Genomic DNA, 23649 nt, shown 5'->3' on the forward strand with positions numbered 1-23649 from the left:
GTTTGCGCGAATTCGCCTCGTTCGTTATGGTGCTGAAGATATGAGTACACAGTCAGGTAGACAGCCTTATGATCTGCGATCGGATGCTGAATTGATTAATGAAATCGATTCGAGTGCTGAGCAGTTGACTTCTGGATCTCCGGAGATCTACCAGACGCAAGAAACGCTTTATCAATTTTTATTAGAAATTGTCAGAGAATGGCTTCCTGAAGAAGTTTTATTAGAATTTAAGCGGCTGTTTTTTTATCAAATTGATTCACCGAGTTCTGAGGCAGTTGAAGCGGTTCATCAACTTGTTTTACTGAATGATGAAACGGAATTTAGAAATGCTTTGAAACGCTGTTGTTATATTTTGATCAATAATTGGGATGCTGCACGACAATACAAAGCAATTCAAGATTTAGTTCAGTCGTTTCAAGATTCTACGATCGAGGCTCAAGCGATTTCACCAATCATTAAACGTCTAAAAAGCTGGGTCGAAAATTTCAAAAATAGCTCAGACTATGAAGAACTAAGATTATTTACGGCTCGGTACGAAGAGCAGCAAAAATCAAAATGGATTAGCCGCTACACTTCTTATTTACTAGTTCCTCAGTATGTTGAAATTGCGAATCCGATCGAGCAACGAGAAGCCGCCCGCGCTCTTTCTCGACAGCTAAAAGACCGCTTCAAGTTTGATCTAGCGATGTATATTGCTAGATCTCAATCTGCAAGTTCACCAGAAAAATTGCCAAAAAATCCAACGGCTTTAGGTGACAATGTTTTGATGCTAATCAAAGCGATCGTTGCAAAACGCGGACAATACAGCTATGCCAATTTAGCCAATATTTTTATCAATCAGATTCAAACGCTGAATTACAAAGAATTCAAGCAAAGCCTTCAGAAGTATTTGATTTTCTCAGTTGATCACAATAGCGATCATGCGATCGCACTTCAATCAAAACTTGCAGAGAAACTAAAATCTCTCTATTCTGATTACGATTCTGTACCATTAACTGATGCGCTAATCTTAAGAACTTGCAATCGAATTATTGAGACTTTAACCACTGAGAATCGGCAAGACCCTTCACCGCTTTTCACTGTGCTATTGTCTCAGGGTAATCCAATGACTTTGGTGATTGTTTTACTGAAGCTCGTTTTGATTTGTAATGCTTCTCGATCGCATCTCGAAGCGCAAATTGCTGTTCTCATTCGCCACTACGAACAATTTTCTGAACAAGACTGCGGCTGGGTGATTAACTTCCTCGAAATTTTCAACGTTACATTTGCGATTCACGCCGAGAATGTCCAGTACAACCTTGTGAAAATGCAACAAGCTCAAGAAGCTGCACCTCAAACGAACCTCGACCATTATCGAATTTTTTCGCAGATGAAGCCGATTATTCGTCCAAAACCTGATTCAGCGTGTTGAACTGTCGATCGCTGCAAGTCCCGCCCCCAATCCTTCAGCCAACGTATTGATAAATCGATATAACGTAACGGCTCCGATTACTTGCGCCGTGGGAAATTGCTGACTGAATATTGCAACCGCGATCACTTCAAACACACCAACCCCTCCCGGCAATCCAGGAATCACAAATCCCAACAACCACGCCCAAGCAAACCCACTGATTAAAAGTGGCAACTCAGAACCCGCAATCGGACGCAGCGCTAAAAAGACCAGCACAAACCCGATCGATCTCAATCCTAAAAATCCCAATTCACCCGCAAACGGTAAAAGCGGATATCGATCGATCTGAACTGGCTCAGTTTTTTTCAACTTTCTCAAAACGAGATTCAGAAAGAACGGATGAACGCTAATGAGAATCACGATCGCAATTCCAAGCTGAAGCCAGGAATGGAAGCCCGCGATCGCAAAAAAACAAGCCGCCGCAGCCATCAACAGCGATTCAAGTAAAAGACTTAGAGTCGCAGGCGCGATCGCAATTCCGATTTGTTTCGCGGCGTTGACTCGTCCATAAAAATGCCACACATTTCCCGGCAAATACTTCGCAATATTGGTCTTGAGATAAGTTTGAGCGCCCCAAGCTCCAGAAACCCGATACGACAAAAATCGTAAAATCCAACTCCAAACATAGCCCGCGAAAATGTGCGCGAATAAAGTGATGCCAAGCGCGATCGCCAAACAAGCCACACCCGCCGCTGTGATTCTCAGTCTTGTGACTTCTTCCCAATGCTTCTGAAGTGTTTGAACCAGGAAGAACACAACCGCTGTGAGAATCAGCCAACGGAACGCAGATTTAACAGATTTAGGACGGAATCGCTGCATAGTGTCTTAAAATCGCTCTTTCCAGCGTAATCCTTCTCAAGACAGAAAGCGATCGAGCCTCTACATCCAATGAATGTGACTTGCGCTAGAGGAAGAAATTCTCAAACGCTATGTATGGTTGAAACGCATCTGGGATCAGTGTTTTGCCCTGATGCCAGATTTGAGCGGGCATTCCCGTGGACACAACAAGGAGCGCAGCATGAAACGATTCAAGATTAAACAGCTTTTCGCCACTGTCGCGATCGCATTTGTCCTGTTTTTCACCACTGCTTGCACCAGTGGTAATCAGATCGGAGCGAATCCCAAGTCAGAGACTCGCATCGCTGATCTCGGTGTCAAAAGCAATGCCTCAGATCTAAACTATGCGGGTTCGGATGTTTCTTCATCGAGCAACCCCGATGTCGGTGCATTACAGCAAAAATCGTTGCCGCCCCTGCCCAATTCCAAACAGCCGATGATCGATCGAGCTGATCCTAGCTCGAAAGTATTCGAGCGGGCAGGGCAATCGATTCAAGATGCTTCTGCGTTCTTCAAAGACACAGCCAACGCTGCAAATGAGCGCCCAGAAAGCAAGGCGAACCCTGCGATCGAAAAGTAGTATTTCAACTTTCATGATTTAACTTCAACGGAGATTCTTATGAGCAAATTTGCATCTTTTATCAAATCGCTACGTTTAAAGCAGATTGCGATCGTCTTTTTCGCAGGTGCGATGTTGTTATTTAATACCGCTTGTAGCAATTCGGCTCAAGCAAAAGTGCCTCCGACCGACGGGGGTCCTAATCCTGTCGGACAAACCCAACCTTATGAAGGTGGCATGAACAATTTCAGCGACACGCCGCCTGGACAAATTCCCTCTGAAAAGGCGAGATCACTGGTGGATAATGCAGAGCGCAACATTACCAGTGATGACCCGACTAAGGCAGAACCGCGCAACGCTAAGCTTTACAAGAATCCGGGATATGCGGCTGATCGCACCAAAGATACGATCGGTGATGCGATCACGTCCCGTGCGAACAATGCAAAAGAAGAAGTTCAGAAAGTTGGACAGCGTGTGAGTAACAGCGGCGAACGTGCAGTCGAGAAAACGAAAGAACTGGGTGGAAAAATTGGCAAGGGTGCAGAAAATGTAACTGACAACGTGACCAATAGCGCTGTCGGTGCAGGTGAAGCAACCAAATCTCAAACCAAATCCGCGACGAAAGCAGCGAAACAAGCAGCGAAAGACGCGATCGACTAATTCCATTGTTTCTCCTCTAGTTACCTCAAGTCTGAGCCAAGGTGAAAAACCTTGGCTTTTTTTGTGGGAAGATCTTGACATTCAAATTTTACATATTTATTGTGTATTTATAACTGAATTTAGGCAAACCGATTTGTTTATTTTTGGTGTGACACTGACGGTATTGTTTCGTCAGTCGTGAGTGAAGAAGTACTGAATTCAGCCTCATCTCTACCTATGGAGGCAATTATGTCCCTGTTGCAATCGTTTCGTTCATTTTTCTCGATCGCTGATCCCTATTACGAACCCGATCCTGAAACGGCGCTAATGGTCTTCGATTTGCAGGAAATTGCAGTCGTGTGTCACAAGCTTCGTCCTCGGCAATTTGGACAAGTTGAATATCGAGGACGGTATTGGAGCGCAACTTGTCTAGAAGATTTGGTGCTCCTGCCTGGAACTCGTGTCAAAGTGGTCGATCGTGTGGAGTTGATTCTTGTGGTTACACCGATCGCGGCAGTTCAATCTCGTGCTGTATTGTCCAAGAAGCGCATTGAGCAAACTGCTTAATTCAAGGATCGTCTGGGGTTTTGTCGATCGCAGATGATCCAATGTAAGAGTTGTGTTAAATTTACACAAAAGATGCTCAGATCCAACACAAATTTCTTAATCTAGACTAGAACTATGAAGCAACGAGACTGCACACGTGAGCAAATTCAGCCGACCCGGTGCTGCTTTTGGTGCAGCTTGGATGTAAAGTTCGGAGATCGCGTAGTCGCTCGTAGAGGATCAAAACAATCATGGCGGAGAATACTCCTGTAGCAGAAACCCCATCACAGAAACGTGCTGGACTCAAATCTGCAACACCCAAGCTAAAGAAGCGATTGAACTTAGATCTGTCGCCAGAAGCCTACGATTTGCTCCAAGAACTCGCAGAGGAATCAGGCAAGAACATGGCGGAAGTCTTACGAACGGGACTGGCATTGTATGGGATCGCGCAGGAAGAAAAGAAAAAGGGACGAAGCTTGGGCGTTGTTGAGGACGATCGAGTTGTAAAAGAGATCGTGATTCCGTAACGGTTGACTGTATCCGATTGAAAAAACTTAGGACGGTGATTCCTCTTCAAGCCAAAGTAGATGACTCAAGAGTGGCGTAGGTGGAGTGTGAGTGAGTCGCGCTGTAGTGTTTGCTCGACATCGTTCTGAGGCTTTTTAAATACGGAGGTTGGATATGGATTTGCTGGAGGATTTTTTTGCCCGAAAAAAGCTGTACGAAACTGCGATCGAGGTTTCCAGTATCGAAGAAACGATGACGATAGATTCGCCTGCACCCCCAGTCATTCTCGTGATTAAAAAGGGTGAAATTAAACCTCGAAAACTCCCCCGCAGACCTGCACTTCATCGGGCAAAGATGCTAATGAAAAGCGATCGTCAATGGTTGGAATGGGTGTTAATTCCGATCGCGGTCGGTCAGTTTTGGTGGTTGGCGTTACTGTCGCTGCCTGCTTTGAGTGCTCAAACTCAGTGCAGTGATTATCTATCCCGGAATCTGATTCAAGTCTCAGTCGAGTTAATTCGTGAATCATTCAAACTGTGATCGATCCAGTCAGAAATCGCTTGATTGACCACTTCTGGAGCTTCCGCCATTACTAGATGTCCAACATTTGGAACGGTGATGTGCTGGCTCTGAGGTTGATCTTGCAATAAATTTGCCAACCATTCATGCCCCATTGCAGGCGGAAACATTGGATCGTCTCCTCCTGTAATTACTGTGACGGGACATTTCAGCGGATGGTGTTGCCCGTTGTATCCCCAAAAAGCCTCGATCGCTTCATACGGATGAGCATCACTCGGAGCCGTATTGCGATCGTGAAACTGCGCGAGAGCTTCATTTTGATCAGCCACCATCAGCGATCGTAGTAATTCCTGCACCAGTTGCCAGCGATAGACATGATGACCGCCGATCGCAAAGAATTTAATGAGTGGAATTTCCCACCAGGGCGTGAGATTGTGCGTTCCACCGCCGATCGCGATCAGGGCTGTCGCAGCGTGTCGTTTTGCCCATTCCAACCCCACTGGAACTCCGTAACTATGACAGCAAAGAATGGGGCGATGTAGCTTGAAATGGTCGATGAGTCGCGTTAAATCTCGCCGATGTCGTCCGACGGAATAGCGGCTGTAGCGTTCAGATTGTCCGTGTCCTGCCAAATCATACGTGAGAATTTCTTGTCCTTGCGCCTGGAAATAGTCCCACTGCAAGCACCAATTTAATCGACTGCCTAACCCACCGTGAACGAACACGATCGCTGGAGATTTCCCTGGAGAGTGTGCGACTTGTAAAGTAACTTTGCCGAGTTTGATCGGGGTTCCGTCTAGGCTGGGTGCGGCAGTCGATCGCGTCATCTCAGTTTGCGGTTGGGGTAAGTACGCTGAGTTTGTGGAAATAGATAGCGCATTGAGGTCAATCCTCCGAGTGTGATCGCGCCGATGATCAGGATGACAAGAGCTATAGGAAGCATAACAGGGGGTTAGGAGAGTGTGACCCTGTTATTGTATAAACCTGATTTGACTGGCTTATCACGAAGAAATGACAAGAAAATGACAGTGTGAGAAATTTGTCAAACTTACGTTAAGAGGACGTTTGAAAAGTCTTCGTTTGTTGCACTGTCCCGCCCTGAAATGAATTTCGGGCTAATCGACGCAAGTCCATTTCAATGGACTAAAAGACTGAAACTAGCTCCCAGTCTACTGAAGTAGACTTTCCACCATTAGCCCGAAATTCATTTCAGGGCGGGAGGCAATCGAAGCGAAAAGACCTTCTATGCTTTTCAAACATCCTCTAGGTCAGAATCGCGCCGCCCATCAGCCGTTGATAGCGATAGTCTAGTTCGGCTTTCATCGCATTCCATTTCTCGATCGTTGGATCTTTCTGGATCGTTCTTTCCGCTGCATCCCGCGCCAGGACTAGCACTTCTTGATCCTCGACAAGGCTCGCTAACGCAAAATCGGGCAATCCTGACTGCCGCGTTCCTAAAACCGCTCCCGGACCTCGGAATCTCATATCCATTTCTGAGATAAAGAATCCGTCCTGTGATTGTTCGAGAACGGTTAATCGCTGCCGAGCCGTTTCGCTCTTAGAACTACTCATGAGCAAACAAAACGACTGTGATCCGCCGCGTCCGACTCGTCCCCGAAGCTGATGAAGCTGTGACAGTCCAAACCGTTCAGCGTGTTCGATCATCATCACGGTTGCGTTCGGCACATCGACCCCGACTTCTACCACCGTTGTAGACACGAGAATCTGAGTTTTGTTGTCGCGAAATTCGGTAATGGCTTCGTCTTTTTCGGCGGAAGTCATTCGCCCGTGAAGTAAGCCTACGTTGAAATCCGGGAAAACATCTTCTTTCAGGTGTTGGTGTTCGTCGATCGCGGATTTGAGATCCAACTTCTCGGATTCCTCCACCAGCGGCAACACAATGTAAATCTGCCGTCCTTGAGCAATTTCGCGCTTCATCAGATCGTATGCCTGTTGTCGATCGCGTCCCGTCAATACGGTGGTCTGAATCGGCTTTCGTCCGGGTGGCAATTCATCAATTTGACTTACATCTAAATCGCCGTGTAATGTCAGCGCCAACGTTCTCGGAATCGGCGTTGCGGTCATCGTTAGAACGTGGGGATGTTCACCTTTTTGCTGAAGGCGGGCGCGTTGTTCGACTCCGAAACGGTGTTGTTCATCGATTACGACCAAACCTAATCGATCGAAGCTCACCGTATCCTGAATCAGCGCATGAGTTCCGACTAAGAGCGGCAATTCTCCGGTTTGTAACCCGTTATGAATTTCTCGGCGTTTGGCGGCTTTGGTTGAACCTGTGAGCAATTCCACAGGCAAATGAAGCTGATTAAACCATTCAACCAATTTTCGATAGTGCTGTTCTGCGAGAACTTCAGTCGGAGCCATAAACGCCGCTTGATAGCCCGATTGAATTGCCGCCAGAATCGTAATCACCGCAACAACCGTTTTTCCTGATCCCACGTCACCTTGAATCAAGCGATTCATCGGGATCGGACGCTGAAGATCGTTCAAAATATCGTTCGTAACGCGCTGCTGAGCATTCGTTAGCTTGAACGGGAGCAGTTTATAAAAATCATCGATCAGTCTGCCTGTCGGAGCGAGTACAGCACTGGCTTGAGTTTGCCGCTGCTCGTATCGTCGTTTGAGTAAGCCGAGTTGTAAATAGAAAAATTCATCGAAGACTAAGCGACGACGCGCGGACTCTAGAGCATCGGGATCGGTTGGGAAATGGATATTCGCGATCGCGTCCTGAATTCCAACCAGTCCATACTCGGTCAGCAATCCTTTGGGGATCGGTTCGTGCAGATTTGCGATCGCAGGGAGTGAAGTCGAAACTGCTCGACGGACTAAATCCGCTCCCACGCCTTCAGTCAATGGATAAACCGGGACAATGCGCCCCACGGCTGGAGAGTTCAGCGATTCGCCTTCTTGATCGAGTACTTCGATGTCCGGATCTTCGAGGCTGACTCCGCCGAATTTCGTTTCTTTGACTAGACCTGAAGCCGCGATCGAGGCTCCTTTCGGATAGAGCCGTTTCTGTTGTTCTTGCCATCCGCGACTGGCGAACCGACTCCCCATATAGAAACGAGTAATTTTCATCTGTCCGCTCGAATCTTGAATTGTTAATTCTAGAATCGTGAGTTTGCTATTACGCGGACTTGTGAAGCAATTACAGTTTTTGATCGTTGCCACGATCGTTACCGTTTCCCCTGGCTTGAGGTCGCGGATATTCACTTGGCGGGCGTAATCGATGTGATCACGTGGATAGTAGTACAACACATCTCGAACGTAATAAAGTCCGAGTTTGGCAAGTTTTTCCGCGCTTTTCGGTCCGATGCCTGGAAGATAAGTAATTGCTTGGATCAGTGGAATATCGCGGGGCGGAGTTTCGGGCGCGATCGGAGCGGGAGCAACTTTACGAGTCGAAGCGGTTTTTTCTTTAACAGAGGGCGATTTTTCTGGGACGGAAGCTGCTTTCTCTTCGGCTTTCTTGACCTGATGAAGGAAACGACGAGTTTCAGCGACAAGATGCTGACGTTGAGCGAATTCGAGTTCGGGATATTTGGCAAATTGACTCGCGATCGCTTGACACTTCTCTCGTTCCGACTTGGGTAATTCTGTGCTCGAATCGCTCAAGCTCAGATGCAAAAACTCACTGAAGCGAAATTGGTTTCCCTCCAGGTCATTAAATCCGCGATCGGCTTCCACCGATAACGCTTTCTGTAACCGCGTCAAATCCATAGAATTCAGTCAGATGAAGCGATCTCACCCGTTTTTATTGATGAAGTCTAGCAAAATTCGTTGATGAATTGCGCCGAGCGGTCGGATTTGGTTCGCCCGATCGCTAAATCGCTCTCCCTGTTCGATTTGCGATCGCGTAAATAATCCCAAATCCCAACCTTCCAGCAATGTCAGACCCGCGATCCCCACCGTCAAATCAGCCACAAACACATGACGAATTGCGCGATCGTCTTCGTAAATCCCAAACTTTTCAACTTCAGCAGGCGAATAACAAATTTCCTCTTGCAACTCGCGCACTACGGCGATCTCTGGCGATTCATCTAGCTCGATGTGTCCACCAAATAGACCCCAATGTCCCGGATACGCAATATTCGGAATATTATCACGGAGTTGTAAGAGGAATTGATCTTGTTTTTGAAGAATCGCAATCGCAACTTCTGGCTTCATTGCTGCTCAATATAGACAGTGCTTTGATCCTGACCCGCAAGATCAATCTTTTGAAGCTTCACTGTACCTGAAACCGTGACCGAACTGCCGACAGGTGGAATCGATCGAGTCGTCACGATCCAAATGCTTCCCGAATCATCCTGGACTTCATACGCTCTTTGTCCGCCCGCCAAAGGAGCCTGAGCCTTAATTTTTCCTTCCACCTGCACAACCCGATCGCGCTTCGACCCCACATCACGAGCCTTCACCCGTTCCCCTGGCTGCAACATCGTAATCACATTACTCGATGCCGCTGGCAAATTCGGAGACGTGCTACACCCGATCGCGCTCAAACACAGCGCCACCAAACCCATTCTTGAGAAACTCATAGTCAACCTGCCCTTTGAAATAGTTCAGTCAGAGAGCAACCCTTCACAGCGTCTAACTCGATCGCAAATCTGCGACACTAGATAAGTCGATATTCTAGAAATGCAAAAGTTCCAGAACCGAAACCGGGAAAATCGAATCTTCAATCTGAGAAATCTTGGTTCACATTTTGAACGATTTTCATAAATTTTGGTGAGAATTTTTACATCATTACAGGTTCCTATGTCTTCGATCGCTCAACTCCTCGACGGAAAAGCGCTTGCCCAAAAGATGCAAGCCGCGCTCACCGAACAAGTCCAATCGCTCACGGCTCGGTTTGGTCGTCCTCCAGGTCTTGCCGTTCTCATGGTCGGGGACAATCCCGCCAGTGCCGCCTACGTCCGCAATAAAGAAAAAGCCTGCGCTGCGGTCGGGATCGCGTCTTATGGCAAACATTTCCCCACCGAAACGACTCAAAAAGAACTCGCGGCTGTAATTGATGAGTTAAATCAAGACGATCGCGTAGATGGCATTCTTGTACAATTGCCGCTCCCGGATCATCTCGATAGCGTTGCACTTCTAAACCAAATTCACCCGGATAAGGACGCGGACGGTTTGCACCCAATGAATCTGGGGCGACTGGTTAGAACTGAGCCAGGATTGAGAAGCTGTACGCCCTACGGAGTGATGCGGCTGTTAGAAGAATATCAACTCGATCCGCGTGGTAAAAAAGCAGTCGTCATCGGGCGCAGTATTTTAGTTGGAAAACCGATCGCGTTAATGCTGCTCGATGCGGATGCCACTGTAACGATCGCGCATTCCCGCACCCCTAATCTGGCAGAAGTCGCCCGTGAAGCCGATATTCTCGTTGCTGCGGTTGGTCGTCCAAATTTAATCACCGCTGACATGGTAAAACCCGGTGCGATCGTCGTTGATGTCGGCATTAACCGAATCACCGACGACACTGGAAAAAGCCGATTAGTCGGAGATGTGGATTTCAATGCGGTACAATCCGTGGCGGGATATCTTACGCCCGTTCCGGGTGGAGTTGGTGCGATGACTGTGACCATGCTGTTGCACAATACAGTATGGAGCTATCAACAACGCTTCCAACGTTAAGTGAACTTTACATCAAACGCGCATTGAATCGGAGGATATCGGAATGGTCGTGACAGGAGAAACGCAATCAAATCAAGCCTCCCAATTTGATTTGAAAGGCTATTTAGCGGCAAAGCAGCAACAAGTTGAAACCGCCCTCGATCGAGCATTTCCCGTGGTCTTCCCCGATAAGATTTACGAAGCGATGCGCTATTCGCTGTTCGCAGGTGGAAAACGCTTACGTCCGGTGCTCTGCCTCGCTACCTGTGATCTGTTGGGTGGAACGCCTGAAATGGCAATGCCGACCGCCTGTGCCCTCGAAATGATTCACACGATGTCGCTGATTCACGACGATTTACCCGCGATGGATAACGACGATTACCGACGCGGCAAATTAACAAATCACAAAGTATTCGGGGAAGCCGTCGCAATTCTGGCGGGAGATGGTTTACTCGCTTATGCGTTTGAGCATATTGTAGAAGAAACAAAGAATGTTCCTGCCGATCGTTTAATCAAAGTGATTGCTCGTCTCGGTCGTGCCGTTGGAGCCGCTGGACTGGTCGGTGGTCAAGTGGTCGATCTCGATTGCGAAGGCAAAAAAGATGTTACCCTCGACACACTGAATTTTATCCACACTCACAAAACAGCCGCGTTACTCGAAGCCTCAGTCGTTAGCGGTGGTATTCTTGCGGGAGGGTCTGATTCTGATATCCAACATCTGACGCGATATGCTCAAGCGATCGGGTTAGCGTTCCAAATCGTTGATGACTTGCTCGATATCACCTCGACGCAAGAAGAACTTGGCAAGAGTATCGGTAAAGATATGACTGTCGAGAAAGCGACTTATCCCCGTCTGCTCGGAATGGAAGAATCGCGTCGTCAAGCGGAACAACTGGTCGAACAGGCAAAAGCGGAAGTCGCTGGATTTGGTGAAAAAGCGATTCCCCTGATGGCGATCGCAAATTACATTACCGCTCGTAAGAATTAAGTAGGGAGTGGGGAGTGGAAAAGTGTTTATCCCTGCCTCCTATCTCCCCACCCCCTACCTCCCCACCCCCTACCTCTCTACCCCCCTAAGAAATGCAGGACTTTGGTGACATTGTTGATAACAGAGTGCTGCTCCTAGCTCTCATTGCCTGTTTGATTGCCCAAGCGACAAAGTTAATCATCGAACTGATTGTGCATCGCAAAGTGAATTTCAAAGTGCTCGTGGAAACAGGCGGAATGCCCAGTTCCCATTCGGCACTCGTAACCGCGCTGGCAACCGGAGTTGGATTAACCGACGGTTGGGACAGTACACAATTCGCGATCGCGACGATCGTCGCTTTTATCGTGATGTACGACTCCCAAGGGGTTCGTCAAGCGGCAGGCAAACAAGCCAAAATTCTCAACCAAATCGTCGATGAATTGTTCACAGGAGAGCATCATTTCAACGAAGCCCGCCTAAAAGAATTACTCGGACATACGCCAGTGCAAGTGATTATGGGATCACTGCTTGGAATCGTGGTTTGTGTGGTGGGTGATTGGTGGTTGGGTGGCAGTTGGCGATCGCTGTTTGTTCAAATCGCAGGGGTGCATTAGAAACTTTCGCACTAGTGAAATTTGTGGCTGTGAAACTCGATCGCTGCAAATCCGTGATCGCTCGAAACCAAACGAGTTTCTTTACGATAGAAAAATTCGCGCATTTTGGGAGCTAAAACGATCTCTCTAGCTGAGTTGATTCCTTTAGATCCCGTTCGCCTAGCATTTGCTTGGACACAATCGGCGCAAGTTCCCTTAATTCTTGGGCAAACGAACTTCTTTCGGGAATTTGAGATTTGTTTTGAGCGATCGCGTCAGACGATCGAAATCACTCGCTACTGACTGTCCGTTGCAAATTCAGTTTGAAAAACAAGAGTCAGCAAGTCGATTACTAACCGAATGGTGCTATCTCGATTCCAAACGCAACCAATCAAGCTTTGACATGACGAATAATATTGAAGCCCTCATCGTCTGAGGGTTCCTGAAAGTACTTGGTAATCGCATCAAACTCAGCCTCGCTCGTAAATGCTGAACCTTCAGGAAGTTGATTGCTCCGCTCCCGTAATTGACGCTTGCACACCTCATCAGAGACATCGACATAGTGCAACTCATGGTCAGCGATCGCACTTTCAAATAACGCTCGAAACCATTCCCGCTGTAATCTCGTGTTGCCAGGAAAATCAAGCACAACCGATACACCCTGTGAAAGCAGTGCAGTAATATGCCGTGTCAGCACGTTTTGTAGCCTGGATGAATATTTCACGAAGTCAGGAATGTTCATAATTTCGTCTGGAAACAATTGCTCCAGCCACTCATCCTGCACGATCAGAACAGCATTTTCTCGTTGTGCGATTTCCCTTGCAAGAGTGGATTTTCCCGCTGCCATCTTTCCACAAAATAAGTAGAGCTTTCCTGCCTGCTTCATGCTCTCTGTTCCTTCTAAACGACTGACATGAGCAATGTTACTTGATCGCTGCTTCACCCACATCGCCACAAATTCTCAATCGCTCAAAATCGGAAATGGTAAGCTAAGAAACCGCTTGCTCGAAAAATTCGCGTCCGAGTGGGATAGTCGGCATGGCACGATCGAGAAATATGATAGAAAAGGTAAGCATTTGGGTAAGTTTGATCCGATTACAGGCGAACAACTAATTCGTAAGGTTACTCGATAAATAGCTCTATTTTGATGCCAACCGACCTGCAAAAGTTCAAGCGAGATGAAAGCTGACCTTCTCTCGCTTGAAGCTATGCCCTAAGCGCCGATGAACGCTCCTAGTCGTTGTCCAGACGCGATCGTAAAGTTGCTCGTCGGGACGCTCACCGCTGTTGTGGTGTTCACTCGTGCAACTAAATCATTTGCGCCACCTGTAACCACGAATAAATCGAATCCTCCACTGCGGCTCACAGTTCGATACGTTTCACCCAATCCCAGTTGAATCACATCGCCACTGGAAAAATCACGAACTCCAACCACATCGTTTACGCCATTGAACTTATAGAAGGAACCACTACGATCGCCAAAAATAAAGCGATCGTTTCCTGATCCACCTTCAAGATCATCAATTTCACTCCGACCTCTTGCCGCTGCATCCGTTCCATTAATCACATCATTTCCGTCTCCACCAACGACAAAATCCGTTCCTGCACCTCCTGATAGAACATCATCACCACCGCGCCCGAAGATGCCATCATTGCCCCCGAAGCCATTTAGAACATTATTGGCGTTATTACCGTCGAGGTTGTCGCGATTTTGCGTTCCGTTAACGTTGCGGAAATTCTCAGCAAAGAAGTTTCGCAAGCCTAACCCAGGAATATCGCGCACCTGCAACAGATTATTCAGCAATTGCACATTGATGCTGGCTCCTCCGGGTGTGGAAAGCGCGTCGATCGTATTCGTTTGATTCACTGCACCAATAATGCGATCGACCTGGAACAAGGTGTCCTGTCCTGCCGAACCTTTGTTGATGACCCCTGTAGGGTTAATCGTAATCGCAACATTTAGCGGGCGATAGTCGATCGTATCAAAACCCGCGCCGCCCTCAATGCGATCATTTCCGCGAGTTGCATTGAAAAAGTCATCGCCCCCAAGACCGCTCAGTAGATTGTTACCGTCTGATCCGGTAAAGGTATCATTGTTGCTCGTTCCGGTTGCATTGACAAAGTTCTCGATCGTAAATCCACGAAATCCAATTCCAGGAATGTTGCCGACATTGATAAAGCGACCGCCTAGATTAACCTCGATCGCAGTACTTCCGCTCGTAATCGAAGACGCATCGACACTGTTTGCAAAGCCCGCTTGTCCGACAATCCGTTCAACAAATCTGAGCGTGTCTTGTCCGAACTGTCCCTTATCGATGACTCCAGCGGGTCTGAGCGTAATCGCTGTGTTCAAGCCATACACTACTGCATCAAATCCTGTCCCCGCATCAATAGAATCATTGCCACTGGTTGCTGTGATAGTATCGGAACCGCCTAAACCGAAAATGCGATCGTCTCCCGATGTCCCCCGCAAGAAATCAAAGCTTTCGGTTCCCGTAATCGTAGCTACATAAGCAGCCGTAACCCCAGCACTTCGAGCGAGTGGAATCGGGTCGGATGCTCGATCCAAAGCGCTACGCAATGCTGTAGAAGTTCCTAAATCAGTCGTGAGTGAAGGATTCGTCCGGGTATCAGAGCCGAAGTTAATCATTGTAGTTTTCTCAGAAATAAAGACAGTAAAAATGAAGCGATCTGCAATGGCACATCACTGATTTGGGTTGCGATCGCGGCTTGAGATGTCACAGTTTCGCGGCTGTGCGCTGATTCAACTGCCGAACACCGTAAGCAATCAAAGGTCATCTGAGTATGTACTCGCTTTACCGGAGCAATCTGAATTTTTCGCTCTGATCTGCGGGGTACACAAAGATATATTCCTGAGTAGGAAAAGGTTATGCAGTGTGAGTGAATTTTGGAATTTTGGCTCTGTCGATCGCGATCGTGCTCTTCATCAGAAGTGCTTTAAGATAGTTAGAATGCAACTCGTTGCGATCGAGAATGAACACTATGACTCAGCAGGAAGATGCTCAGAACTCCCCTCAGTTGCATACGTCTGAACTATTACGGAATCTGTTAGAGCAGCATTCTGGAGAAACGATTCGACTGGGAGATTTGATTCGGAGTTTGGGGAGTCGTGCGTTTGGTCCGACTTTGTTGCTTTGTGCACTCCCAGAAGCTTTACCGCTGCCTGTTGCGGGTGTTTCTGCGATTATTGGTACACCACTGTTTATTTTTTCGCTTCAGCTATTGTTGGGATATCGTGCGCCTCGCATTCCGAAGTGGCTATCGAAACGGGAATTCAAGCGGAAAGACTTTGAGAAAGCTGTTAATTATATTCTGCGGTATCTTCAGCGGTTTGAAAAGGTAATTCGTCCGCGCTGGCAGTTTGCGACGACACCCTTTGTGGAACGGCTTTTAGGACTACTGTTTCTGCTTTTGGCATTTGTGATCATGCTCCCAATTCCGTTGGGGAATATGCTGCCCGCGATCGCGATTGTGGTGATCAGTCTTGGATTGATCGAGGCAGATGGGGTGCTGGTTGTGGTGGGAACGATCGCATCGGTGATCATTTTAGTTGTGATGGCGGGTGCGATCGCGGCTCTCTTTTCCTGGTCGCTGCAATGGGTGAATCAATTTTTGCGGCGTTAGAGGGTGTTTGAAAAGTATAAAAAGTCTTTTCGCTTCGATTGCGTCTCGCCCTGAAATAAATTTCGGGCTAACCGTGGAAAGTCTACTTCAGTAGACTGGGAAGTAGTTTCAACCTCTTAGTCCATTGAAATGGACTTTCGCCGATTAGCCCGAAATTCCATTTCAGGGCGGGACGTTGCAATGAACGAAGACGTTTCAAACACGCCTCCTTAAGACGATTGCAGTAGATTCTTCAGTTCTTGCTCTCGGTGTTCTAGTCGCTCTGCTAATAGATTGACCACAAATCGATGCACATTCGCAGCGAGTAGCGGATCAGTCGTTTCAATTTGCTCGAAAGCTTCAGAAGAGAGAAAGTAAAGTGTACTGGGCTTATCTGCGATCACAGATGCCATACGAACGGTCTGGCGATAGAGTCCCATTTCACCGATCGTATTCCCGATCGTATAAGTCCGAATCCGTTTGGTTTGGTTCTGTTCTAGTTCTAACACTACACTTACTTGACCAGAAGCAACAAAGTACAATCCATCAAACGGATCGCCCTGGCGAAAGAGATATTCACCAAGCTGAAGTGAGCAAGTTTTGAGCAATGCCATCAAGCGATCGACTTGATGTGTATCAATGAAAACGGATTTGAGATAGCGACTTAAGGCGCGATCGGGCACTTCTGAATCGGGTGCAATTTGATCTAGATGATGGGTCTGAAGAATCTGCTGTTCGCACCATTCTAAACCTCGATCAAGATCATCAAATCGATGACACATTGGATCAGACTCTTCCAAACAATCCGCTTGATCTAATCTCTGTTTTGCTTCTTTTGAAAGTTGAGTAAATAAAAGATGAACGGGTTTTTGATTAGCAAGCTGTTCAAGTTTGGCAAAGCTTAAAACGGCAGAAGCATCTAGATCGTTGACTAATCGGAAGTCTAAAATGATGTATTGAATTTGTGGAGTTTGGGAAATGCGATCGTGAATCAAATTCAATAACTTATTTGCAGTTCCAAAAAAGATCACGCCCTGCAACTCTAGCACTAAGATTCGATCGCCTTGTGCTTCAAGCAAATCCATCTCTTCTGGAGTCCGAAGCACATTACTGTGATAGTACCGTCCTGAACTGATGCGCTTTGTGACAGCAAGCTGACTGTAGTTAATGACAAAAAGTACGATCGCTGCCATTAATCCAACTGCAATGCCTTGTAGATATCCAGCGGTTGCAGTCACCGCAACGATGAGTAATACGATCGCGTAATCTGATCGAGCAAACTTAAACCAAGCCTGATAGATCCATTCGTACAAGGGTTCCATTCCATACAGCAGCGGGATTCCAATCAGAATGAACTTTGGGAAATACGCTAATCCTTCTGCACTTCCAAACGCGATCGCGACACACATTGCAGCAATGATTCGCCCGACCGATCGTGAAGTTCCGCCTAATTGTTTGACTAATGCCGTTTCATTCAGGCTAGAGAATCCACCTGCGCCACCCCCGATTCCAGAGACGATCGAGGCTGCTCCAGCAATTCTCAATTCTCGGTTTAAGTCAAAATCGCGTTTGACTAACAATTCAATGCCGTTCGCATTTAGCAATAGCGCGATCGCATCAATCAACCAAAGAGCCGCTAAGGTTGGAAGCTGTTGAGCGACGACTGTCCAATTTGCACCCGTCATGGCTGGAATTGTCTTGAACTGGAATAGTCCACTAGCGGGCATTGTTCCGAGTAGAAGTTGTTGTGTGGTGGCTTGAGGAATCGAGGTTCCGGTCACAGCCATTCCTAAATAGAAAAGCGCGATCGATGCGACAATAATTCCTGGAAGTAGTAAGAAGTGCTGAATTGATTTGGGCAAGATGTACATCGCGATCGCAAAAAAGACCGCAGGCAACCACTGAAACAATACATTTGGCTGCAAAAACTGAGCCACATTGAGATGGTCGTAATCAACACCGCTTAGAGATTGAAATGCGCCTTGAACTAACAACAGTCCTGTACTCGCAATAAATCCACCCACGACTGGATAAGGAATAAATCGAATCAATCCTCCGAGCCTAAATCGTCCCAACGCCATCAAAATCGCACCACCCACGATCGAATTGAGTACGATCGTGGCAGTCAAAGTCAGCAATTTTTCCTCCGTTGTCGCATTCGGCATCAAATCCGCGATCTGACGAGCCACAAGGCTAAGAACCGGGATCGAATTATCTGAAAGCGTTGCGACAACTGGAGGATAAGCACTGAACGAAGAAACGATCGTATTGATAACCGCAGCACTGAATAACAGCACTCCAATTCCCCAAGGCAACACTTCAGAGAATCCACCCGAAAAGATGACCACCCCAAACGAAACGCTGGTAATCACAGTCAAGATCCCCATTGTTCCGCCTGAGATCAAATTGAGGAACAATCGGTTTTCTCGCTTCTTGGTGGGATCAATCTTCACGTAGGGGAATCAATAGCGATTTGAAAAGGCAATTTCTAGACTATCGGAGCGATCGAGGATTAGTCACCCTAAATCAAGCGAAATCTTTCTCCAGATGGAAACTTTTCACCCGCAGAGAGGGTTAAGTTCAGTCTGAAGTCCAGTATGGCTGCGGTTATGGAACTACAAGAACTCTTCAATGGAATCCTTGTGCAAGACTTATCTGAAGAGTTATCTGGTTTTTTCGCAACGAACTTATTCACGTTCGGCGGAAAGCAGTTCTCGATCGGCTCTATGGTCGAGATTCTGATCCAAGTTGTGATTGTTCTGGTTATTTCTAACTTAACGAAGCAAATTCTGAAGCAGCGAGTGTTTCCAGGATTCGGGATCAATGTCGGAACCCGCGAATCGCTTTCAACGATTGTTAGCTATGTGGTTACGATTATTGGATTCTTTATTGTTATTGAAACGACTGGAATTAATCTAAGTTCTTTAACAGTATTTGCAGGTGCGATCGGGATTGGATTCGGGATTGGCTTGCAGAACATCACGAGCAATTTCATCAGCGGCATTACCCTGCTATTTGAACAGCCCGTGAAAGTGGGGGACTATATTGAAGTGGATCAAATGGCGGGAATTGTTGAAGAGATTTCGATCCGATGTACTACGATTCGTACAATCAATGGTGTGTATGTGATTGTGCCGAATAGTCGGTTTCTTGATAATAGTGTCGTGAACTGGAGCTATCGTGAACCCGAATGTCGCTTGGTTATTCCTGTTTCAGTGGTCGATGAAAGTGACTCGTTGACGGTGATGGAAGCATTGTTAGCGGCTCCCCGTCAAGAACCGAGAGTGCTAACTTCTCCTTCCCCGGAAGTGTATTTCAAGGGATTGGATGTTGAAAATTCAATGTTGAAGTTTGAACTATTAGTCTGGATCGAGCGTCCGATCGAGATGGATTCGATCAAAAGCGCTTTGTATTTTCTGATCGAATCAGAATTTCGCGATCGCGATCTCGATACAAAAGCGGCTCCAAACGATATCACATTGAATGATTTACCGACGATCGTGCAACTTTTTCAGAAAACCGAGCCTCAAAATGGTTCAACAGCCCCCGTTTTGCAGTCTGAAAAACCAATCAGCGGTTGGCTTTTGCGCGATTTGCTCAGAAAGGTGAGCTATTTCCAGCACTGTTCTGATGTGGAACTGCGGCAAGTGATTGAGAAAGGCTACCGGAGGAAACTTTCAGCGGGTGAAGTGATTGCGCGAGAAAATGATCCGGGCGATTCCTTTTATCTAATTTTGTCGGGTGCGGTTGAAGTCGTGGTCGAGTCAATCGATCGACAAGTTGCTGTGAGACGGGCGGGGGAATTTATCGGTGAAATGTCGCTGTTGTTGGGAACGCCTCGGAGTGCAACGTTACGCACTATAGAAGATACGATTTTGTTTGTAGTTGATCATAGTAATTTGCAAAGTTTACTCAGTAGTCATGGAGAGTTAGCCGATCAGATTGCAGAAGAGCTTTCACAGCGACAAGAAACGCTGAAAAGTTTGGGCGTGACCGTGATGGAAGCAACTAAAGAAGAAACGCAATTTGATGTGATTCGGAAGCGGATTCGATCGATTTTTGATTTGTGACTCCCCTCTTGGGATAGATACTTGACAGGGTTGAATGGCGGTAGTGTGGTTTGAGTTTTTCTCACTGCGTTGTTTGTCCGCCCCGGAATGGAATTCGGGGGCTAACAGAACGAAGTCCACTGAAGGGGACTAAAAGACAAAATCAGTGTTTTCAGTCCGTTTTAACGGACTTCGCACCATTAGCCCCGAATTTCATTCCGGGGCGGGCAAACAACGCAGTGAGAGATGTTAGAACACGTCTTAGAGGATGTTTGAAAAGTGTCGTTCATCGCAGCGTCCCGCCCTAAAATGGAATTTCGGGCTAATCGGCGCAAGTCCATTAAAAATGGACTAAAAGTCTGAAACTTGCTCTGAGTCTACTTCAGTAGACTTTCGTTGGTTAGCCCGAAATTTATTTCAGGGCGGGAGCACAACGGAGCGAAGGAACTATTTATACTTCTCAAACACCCTCTTAATCTCGGCTACGAACCACTCGCGGCGATCGTAATGTTACTGTTACTCTTCCACGTTGACGAAGACATCTATGCGATCGATAGTACTCACATTGTCGAAGTGCTACCGCTGGTTATGCTGCGAAAAGTTTATCAAGTTCCTGATCATGTTGCAGGCGTGTTTCGATATCGAAACTGCATTGTTCCGGTTGTGGATTTGTGTGAGTTGATTCGAGGAGAGCGCTGTCGATCGCGCTTCAGTACTCGAATTATCATGATTCGATATCAGACCAGAACTGGAGAAAATGCCTACGTTGGACTGTTAGCGGAACGAGTGACAGAAACACTCGATCGACCAAATTACGCTCCTTCAGAACAAAGTCACGAATCTTATTTAGGCGAAGTCTGGACGCATGAGGGCGAAATGATTCAGCAATTTCGCTGGGAACCTTTGATCTCCGATGTTCGGAATACTGCGTTGATTGCTGGAGGAACTGAGTAAGTGAATGGTGCAAGCAACGATTGAAGCAATGCTGAAACAGAAGATTGGACTCGATGCGAATAGTATCGGGTCAAACGCGATCGCATATGCGATTGATCAACGTCGATCGCGTTGTGGTTCTCCAACTTTGCAAGATTATTGCGATCGATTAAAGCACTCTTCCGAAGAATTAAGTGCCCTGATCGAAACGGTGGTTGTTCCTGAAACTTGGTTTTTTCGCGATCGAGAACCTTTTGTTTGCTTGAAACAGTGGATTCAAAACCATTGGAAGCCAACGAGGAAATTGCGAATTCTGTCTGCGCCTTGTTCGACCGGAGAAGAAGCATATTCGAGCGCGATCACACTCCTAGAAGCAGGACTATCAACAGAACAATTCCGAATTGATGCGATCGATATTAGCCAGGTCGCTTTAGAAAAGGCAAAACAAGCAATCTATACCAAGCGATCGTTTCGCGGAAAAACAGAGATCAATCCGCTGTATTTTGAAGCGGTGAATGATCGATATCGAGTACGATCGCAAATTCGTCAAGTCGTTCAATTCATGCAGGAAAATCTTCTAGAGCCGCGTTTTTTACTAGAGCGGCAGTATGACGTGATCTTTTGCCGAAATTTGCTGATTTATCTTGATGCAGAAGCGCGATCGCAAGTGATGAAAACGCTCGATCGTGCTTTGAACGTGTCAGGGTTACTCTTTGTCGGATCGGCTGAGACTTCACAAGTTCCGTCTGCTCACTATGAATCGATAAATCATCCTGCGGCGTTTGCTTATCGAAAAGTAGAACGACCGGAACCCGCACCCCTTAGGGTTTCAGCACTCAAATCACTACCGCTACCGAAACAAATTCCGAAAGTTTCGCAGTTAGAACAGGCAAGACTCTGCCTCGATCGAGGTCAATTTACCGAAGCTGCTCGACTTTGCGAAGCGCATCTTAGCATCGATCGGACGGACACAGAAGCTTACCTATTACTGAGCAAAATTTATCAAGAATTAAACCAGCTTCCCGAAGCAGAACAAGCCTTACAAAAAGCAATTTATCTCAATCCTAAATTTTATGATGCACTGATTGAATTAGCTGTCCTCAAAGAACAACAAGGAGATTTCGCAACTGCAAAGATTCTTAGATCAAGAGTTCAACGGCTTCTCAACTTATAGCGGTAAAACTATGTTAAACAAAATCACGAATCGAATTTTACTCGGATATGCTGTTCCATTATTGTTTTTGATTGTGCTGAGCGCGATCGTTTATCGTTCAACGACGCGCACCTTCGAGCTACAAGCCGAAGCACAAAAGGCTGAGCGTAATATTCGTCAAACCGATGAGCTTGTTGATGGTGTCAATCGCATGATTGGTGCAGGTCGGGGTTACTATATCTTTGCAGGGCAACAAAACTTTCTCGATACTTACAATTCAGGACGGATACAAGCAACGGAAAAAGCTCAACAACTTCAATCAGCCGAGAGCGCGACCGTCCGCAATTCAGTTGGTGAACTCGCACAGTTAGTTAAACAATACGATGATATCTTTCAAAACGCATTTAGATTGATTAATCAGCGCAATCTAGGACAAGCGAGAGTAGAACTTGCTAAACCCAGAATTGCAGATGTGTTAGAGCGGCGAAATCGGGTTGTAAGTGAGCTTGAGAATGAATTGAAGCAAATCAATCAGGCTGTCGCGGATTCTCAAGAATTTTTGCTGAGATTAATTGTGATTGGAACAGCACTAGCGCTGATTTCTACGATCGTCGTCGGCTTACTTAATAGTTTGCCACTCAAGCGACAATTGCCCAAAGTCGTGAATGCTGCTGAAGCGATCGCAGATGGCAATTTAACTTATTCGCTGGCTCAAACCAGAGATAAAACTGAGGTCGGACAATTGCTGGCTGCCTTTCAGAATATGATCAAAAGCTTGAATGGTCTGATTTCTCAAGCTCAGCGATCGGGAATTCAAATCAGTACTTCAACAACGCAGATTGCCGCCGCCGGAAAGCAACTCGAAGCGACTGTAAACGAGCAATTCGCTTCAATGAATGAAGTGAACGCAACAGCGAGACAGATTGCAATGACAGCAGGAACTTTAGCACGATCGATGGATGATGTGGTTAGAACTGCACAAGAAACCACAAATGCGGCTTCTGAGAGTCAAACGAATTTAGACAAGATCCAGTCCGCGATGCAAAGACTTGCCTACACGACCAATTCAATTTCATCGAAGCTGAAAGTGATGGACGAAAAAGCGAACAATATCAATACTGTGGTGACCACCATTACTAAAGTCGCTGACCAAACCAATTTGCTCTCTCTCAATGCTGCGATCGAGGCAGAAAAAGCCGGAGAATACGGAGCAGGATTTGCGGTTGTTGCTCGTGAAATTCGACGACTAGCGGATCAGTCCGCCGTTGCAACCTTAGAGATTGAGCAAATGGTGAAAGAGATGCAATCCTCGGTATCGGGCGGTGTGATCGAGGTAGACAAGTTTCGAGGTGAGGTGAAGCAGTATGTGGATGAAGTGGGGAATGTGAGTCAACAGATTACAAACTTTATCACCGAAGTTCAAGGACTAGCACCTAGATTTGTCACGGTTAGCCAAAGTATGGATGAGCAGTATCGAGGAGCGGAGCAGATTAGTACCGCGATCGCGCAATTGCGAGATGCGTCACAGCAAACGGTGCAATCGATTCAGGAGACAAACTACGCTTTGACGCAGTTAGATGACGCGACAAGAGGCTTACAGCGTGAAATTTCACAGTTCAAGGTATAAGCCATGATCACGATCGAA

General features: G+C 46.8%; 25 protein-coding genes. 16 read left to right on the forward strand and 9 right to left on the reverse strand.

Annotation, left to right across the window (positions count from 1 at the left end):
- Positions 1 to 40: 40 nt before the first annotated feature.
- Positions 41 to 1411: a hypothetical protein gene (locus NIES2104_RS26225; protein WP_156427060.1), complete on the forward strand. Its 1371-nt coding sequence runs from the start codon at positions 41 to 43 to the stop codon at positions 1409 to 1411.
- Here NIES2104_RS26225 and NIES2104_RS26230 read toward each other — a convergent pair.
- Entirely contained in the window at positions 1400 to 2269 is an 870-nt protein-coding gene (locus NIES2104_RS26230; protein WP_059001301.1) for a lysylphosphatidylglycerol synthase domain-containing protein, read from the reverse strand. The genes NIES2104_RS26225 and NIES2104_RS26230 overlap by 12 nt on opposite strands.
- A gap of 199 nt (positions 2270 to 2468) precedes the next feature.
- On the opposite strand from NIES2104_RS26230, the gene NIES2104_RS26235 reads away from it, so the two are divergent.
- From NIES2104_RS26235 to NIES2104_RS26255, 5 genes are all read left to right on the forward strand, one after another.
- Positions 2469 to 2867, forward strand: a complete 399-nt coding sequence (locus NIES2104_RS26235) for a hypothetical protein (RefSeq protein ID WP_059001302.1) — start codon at positions 2469 to 2471, stop codon at positions 2865 to 2867.
- Positions 2868 to 2906: 39 nt separating this feature from the next.
- Positions 2907 to 3506 carry a DUF6658 family protein gene (locus NIES2104_RS26240; protein ID WP_059001303.1) on the forward strand — a complete coding sequence of 200 codons (600 nt, stop codon included), beginning with the start codon at positions 2907 to 2909 and terminating at the stop codon, positions 3504 to 3506.
- Positions 3507 to 3734: 228 nt separating this feature from the next.
- Positions 3735 to 4052, forward strand: coding sequence for an NfeD family protein (locus NIES2104_RS26245; RefSeq protein ID WP_059001304.1), 318 nt, complete (start codon positions 3735 to 3737; stop codon positions 4050 to 4052).
- A 230-nt stretch (positions 4053 to 4282) separates the two neighbouring features.
- Positions 4283 to 4558: a hypothetical protein gene (locus NIES2104_RS26250; RefSeq protein WP_059001305.1), complete on the forward strand. Its 276-nt coding sequence runs from the start codon at positions 4283 to 4285 to the stop codon at positions 4556 to 4558.
- Between the two features lie 154 nt (positions 4559 to 4712).
- Positions 4713 to 5078: a hypothetical protein gene (locus NIES2104_RS26255; protein WP_059001306.1), complete on the forward strand. Its 366-nt coding sequence runs from the start codon at positions 4713 to 4715 to the stop codon at positions 5076 to 5078.
- Here NIES2104_RS26255 and NIES2104_RS26260 read toward each other — a convergent pair.
- The 4 genes from NIES2104_RS26260 to NIES2104_RS26275 all read right to left on the reverse strand — a co-directional run bounded on the left by NIES2104_RS26260 (position 5036) and on the right by NIES2104_RS26275 (position 9610).
- Positions 5036 to 5884, reverse strand: a complete 849-nt coding sequence (locus NIES2104_RS26260) for an alpha/beta fold hydrolase (protein ID WP_059001307.1) — start codon at positions 5882 to 5884, stop codon at positions 5036 to 5038. The genes NIES2104_RS26255 and NIES2104_RS26260 overlap by 43 nt on opposite strands.
- A gap of 436 nt (positions 5885 to 6320) precedes the next feature.
- Positions 6321 to 8795: an ATP-dependent DNA helicase RecG gene (gene recG / locus NIES2104_RS26265; protein ID WP_059001308.1), complete on the reverse strand. Its 2475-nt coding sequence runs from the start codon at positions 8793 to 8795 to the stop codon at positions 6321 to 6323.
- 24 nt (positions 8796 to 8819) lie between these two features.
- Positions 8820 to 9242 (reverse strand): NUDIX hydrolase, encoded by a 423-nt coding sequence (locus NIES2104_RS26270; RefSeq protein ID WP_059001309.1) that lies wholly within the window; start codon positions 9240 to 9242, stop codon positions 8820 to 8822.
- Positions 9239 to 9610, reverse strand: a complete 372-nt coding sequence (locus NIES2104_RS26275; RefSeq protein ID WP_156427062.1) for a hypothetical protein — start codon at positions 9608 to 9610, stop codon at positions 9239 to 9241. The genes NIES2104_RS26270 and NIES2104_RS26275 overlap by 4 nt, the downstream gene beginning before the upstream one ends.
- A gap of 220 nt (positions 9611 to 9830) precedes the next feature.
- On the opposite strand from NIES2104_RS26275, the gene folD reads away from it, so the two are divergent.
- The 4 genes from folD to NIES2104_RS32015 all read left to right on the forward strand — a co-directional run bounded on the left by folD (position 9831) and on the right by NIES2104_RS32015 (position 12548).
- Positions 9831 to 10706, forward strand: coding sequence for a bifunctional methylenetetrahydrofolate dehydrogenase/methenyltetrahydrofolate cyclohydrolase FolD (folD, locus tag NIES2104_RS26280; protein ID WP_059001311.1), 876 nt, complete (start codon positions 9831 to 9833; stop codon positions 10704 to 10706).
- Positions 10707 to 10749: 43 nt separating this feature from the next.
- Positions 10750 to 11673 carry a geranylgeranyl diphosphate synthase CrtE gene (crtE, locus tag NIES2104_RS26285; RefSeq protein WP_059001312.1) on the forward strand — a complete coding sequence of 308 codons (924 nt, stop codon included), beginning with the start codon at positions 10750 to 10752 and terminating at the stop codon, positions 11671 to 11673.
- Positions 11674 to 11798: 125 nt separating this feature from the next.
- A complete protein-coding gene (locus tag NIES2104_RS26290) occupies positions 11799 to 12266 on the forward strand; it encodes a divergent PAP2 family protein (protein ID WP_370561212.1) in 468 nt (155 codons plus the stop codon).
- A gap of 105 nt (positions 12267 to 12371) precedes the next feature.
- Positions 12372 to 12548 carry a hypothetical protein gene (locus NIES2104_RS32015; RefSeq protein WP_156427063.1) on the forward strand — a complete coding sequence of 59 codons (177 nt, stop codon included), beginning with the start codon at positions 12372 to 12374 and terminating at the stop codon, positions 12546 to 12548.
- A gap of 88 nt (positions 12549 to 12636) precedes the next feature.
- Here the strand turns inward: NIES2104_RS32015 and NIES2104_RS26295 are convergent, their stop codons facing one another.
- A complete protein-coding gene (locus tag NIES2104_RS26295) occupies positions 12637 to 13131 on the reverse strand; it encodes an ATP-binding protein (protein ID WP_059002078.1) in 495 nt (164 codons plus the stop codon).
- Between the two features lie 34 nt (positions 13132 to 13165).
- On the opposite strand from NIES2104_RS26295, the gene NIES2104_RS31050 reads away from it, so the two are divergent.
- Entirely contained in the window at positions 13166 to 13378 is a 213-nt protein-coding gene (locus NIES2104_RS31050) for a colicin E3/pyocin S6 family cytotoxin (RefSeq protein ID WP_072218139.1), read from the forward strand.
- Between the two features lie 80 nt (positions 13379 to 13458).
- Here the strand turns inward: NIES2104_RS31050 and NIES2104_RS26300 are convergent, their stop codons facing one another.
- Both NIES2104_RS26300 and NIES2104_RS32505 read right to left on the reverse strand, forming a co-directional pair.
- Positions 13459 to 14895: a calcium-binding protein gene (locus tag NIES2104_RS26300; RefSeq protein WP_059001314.1), complete on the reverse strand. Its 1437-nt coding sequence runs from the start codon at positions 14893 to 14895 to the stop codon at positions 13459 to 13461.
- Positions 14892 to 15044 (reverse strand): hypothetical protein, encoded by a 153-nt coding sequence (locus NIES2104_RS32505; protein ID WP_192843632.1) that lies wholly within the window; start codon positions 15042 to 15044, stop codon positions 14892 to 14894. The genes NIES2104_RS26300 and NIES2104_RS32505 overlap by 4 nt, the downstream gene beginning before the upstream one ends.
- Before the next feature lie 195 nt (positions 15045 to 15239).
- On the opposite strand from NIES2104_RS32505, the gene NIES2104_RS26305 reads away from it, so the two are divergent.
- A complete protein-coding gene (locus NIES2104_RS26305) occupies positions 15240 to 15890 on the forward strand; it encodes an exopolysaccharide biosynthesis protein (RefSeq protein WP_225895290.1) in 651 nt (216 codons plus the stop codon).
- Between the two features lie 209 nt (positions 15891 to 16099).
- Here NIES2104_RS26305 and NIES2104_RS26310 read toward each other — a convergent pair whose 3' ends face one another.
- Positions 16100 to 18322: a solute carrier family 23 protein gene (locus tag NIES2104_RS26310; protein WP_059001315.1), complete on the reverse strand. Its 2223-nt coding sequence runs from the start codon at positions 18320 to 18322 to the stop codon at positions 16100 to 16102.
- Between the two features lie 144 nt (positions 18323 to 18466).
- On the opposite strand from NIES2104_RS26310, the gene NIES2104_RS26315 reads away from it, so the two are divergent.
- The 4 genes from NIES2104_RS26315 (at position 18467) to NIES2104_RS26330 (ending at position 23631) form a co-directional block, all read left to right on the forward strand.
- On the forward strand, positions 18467 to 19939 hold the full coding sequence (locus tag NIES2104_RS26315; RefSeq protein WP_225895291.1) for a mechanosensitive ion channel domain-containing protein: 1473 nt from the start codon (positions 18467 to 18469) through the stop codon (positions 19937 to 19939).
- Positions 19940 to 20425: 486 nt separating this feature from the next.
- Positions 20426 to 20872, forward strand: coding sequence for a chemotaxis protein CheW (locus NIES2104_RS26320; protein ID WP_059001316.1), 447 nt, complete (start codon positions 20426 to 20428; stop codon positions 20870 to 20872).
- Positions 20873 to 20876: 4 nt separating this feature from the next.
- Entirely contained in the window at positions 20877 to 22025 is a 1149-nt protein-coding gene (locus NIES2104_RS26325; protein ID WP_059001317.1) for a protein-glutamate O-methyltransferase CheR, read from the forward strand.
- Positions 22026 to 22035: 10 nt separating this feature from the next.
- Positions 22036 to 23631 carry a methyl-accepting chemotaxis protein gene (locus tag NIES2104_RS26330; protein WP_059001318.1) on the forward strand — a complete coding sequence of 532 codons (1596 nt, stop codon included), beginning with the start codon at positions 22036 to 22038 and terminating at the stop codon, positions 23629 to 23631.
- The last annotated feature ends 18 nt before the right edge of the window (positions 23632 to 23649 follow it).

It is taken from the genome of Leptolyngbya sp. NIES-2104, from assembly GCF_001485215.1.
Classification (GTDB): Bacteria; Cyanobacteriota; Cyanobacteriia; order Leptolyngbyales; family Leptolyngbyaceae; genus Leptolyngbya.

What these genes read in the sequence shown, in the direction of transcription:
- NIES2104_RS26330 (WP_059001318.1), top strand. Translation starts at nt 22,036, where the DNA reads ATGTTAAACAAAATCACGAATCGAATTTTACTCGGATATGCTGTTCCA.
- crtE (WP_059001312.1), top strand. Translation starts at nt 10,750, where the DNA reads ATGGTCGTGACAGGAGAAACGCAATCAAATCAAGCCTCCCAATTTGAT.
- recG (WP_059001308.1), bottom strand. Translation starts at nt 8,795, where the DNA reads ATGGATTTGACGCGGTTACAGAAAGCGTTATCGGTGGAAGCCGATCGC.
- NIES2104_RS26305 (WP_225895290.1), top strand. Translation starts at nt 15,240, where the DNA reads ATGAACACTATGACTCAGCAGGAAGATGCTCAGAACTCCCCTCAGTTG.
- NIES2104_RS26275 (WP_156427062.1), bottom strand. Translation starts at nt 9,610, where the DNA reads ATGAGTTTCTCAAGAATGGGTTTGGTGGCGCTGTGTTTGAGCGCGATC.
- NIES2104_RS26235 (WP_059001302.1), top strand. Translation starts at nt 2,469, where the DNA reads ATGAAACGATTCAAGATTAAACAGCTTTTCGCCACTGTCGCGATCGCA.
- NIES2104_RS26255 (WP_059001306.1), top strand. Translation starts at nt 4,713, where the DNA reads ATGGATTTGCTGGAGGATTTTTTTGCCCGAAAAAAGCTGTACGAAACT.
- NIES2104_RS26225 (WP_156427060.1), top strand. Translation starts at nt 41, where the DNA reads ATGAGTACACAGTCAGGTAGACAGCCTTATGATCTGCGATCGGATGCT.
- NIES2104_RS26270 (WP_059001309.1), bottom strand. Translation starts at nt 9,242, where the DNA reads ATGAAGCCAGAAGTTGCGATTGCGATTCTTCAAAAACAAGATCAATTC.
- NIES2104_RS26295 (WP_059002078.1), bottom strand. Translation starts at nt 13,131, where the DNA reads ATGAAGCAGGCAGGAAAGCTCTACTTATTTTGTGGAAAGATGGCAGCG.
- NIES2104_RS26245 (WP_059001304.1), top strand. Translation starts at nt 3,735, where the DNA reads ATGTCCCTGTTGCAATCGTTTCGTTCATTTTTCTCGATCGCTGATCCC.
- NIES2104_RS26250 (WP_059001305.1), top strand. Translation starts at nt 4,283, where the DNA reads ATGGCGGAGAATACTCCTGTAGCAGAAACCCCATCACAGAAACGTGCT.
- NIES2104_RS26260 (WP_059001307.1), bottom strand. Translation starts at nt 5,884, where the DNA reads ATGACGCGATCGACTGCCGCACCCAGCCTAGACGGAACCCCGATCAAA.
- NIES2104_RS26320 (WP_059001316.1), top strand. Translation starts at nt 20,426, where the DNA reads ATGTTACTGTTACTCTTCCACGTTGACGAAGACATCTATGCGATCGAT.
- NIES2104_RS32505 (WP_192843632.1), bottom strand. Translation starts at nt 15,044, where the DNA reads ATGACCTTTGATTGCTTACGGTGTTCGGCAGTTGAATCAGCGCACAGC.
- NIES2104_RS26230 (WP_059001301.1), bottom strand. Translation starts at nt 2,269, where the DNA reads ATGCAGCGATTCCGTCCTAAATCTGTTAAATCTGCGTTCCGTTGGCTG.
- NIES2104_RS31050 (WP_072218139.1), top strand. Translation starts at nt 13,166, where the DNA reads ATGTTACTTGATCGCTGCTTCACCCACATCGCCACAAATTCTCAATCG.
- NIES2104_RS26325 (WP_059001317.1), top strand. Translation starts at nt 20,877, where the DNA reads ATGGTGCAAGCAACGATTGAAGCAATGCTGAAACAGAAGATTGGACTC.
- folD (WP_059001311.1), top strand. Translation starts at nt 9,831, where the DNA reads ATGTCTTCGATCGCTCAACTCCTCGACGGAAAAGCGCTTGCCCAAAAG.
- NIES2104_RS26300 (WP_059001314.1), bottom strand. Translation starts at nt 14,895, where the DNA reads ATGATTAACTTCGGCTCTGATACCCGGACGAATCCTTCACTCACGACT.
- NIES2104_RS26315 (WP_225895291.1), top strand. Translation starts at nt 18,467, where the DNA reads ATGGCTGCGGTTATGGAACTACAAGAACTCTTCAATGGAATCCTTGTG.
- NIES2104_RS26240 (WP_059001303.1), top strand. Translation starts at nt 2,907, where the DNA reads ATGAGCAAATTTGCATCTTTTATCAAATCGCTACGTTTAAAGCAGATT.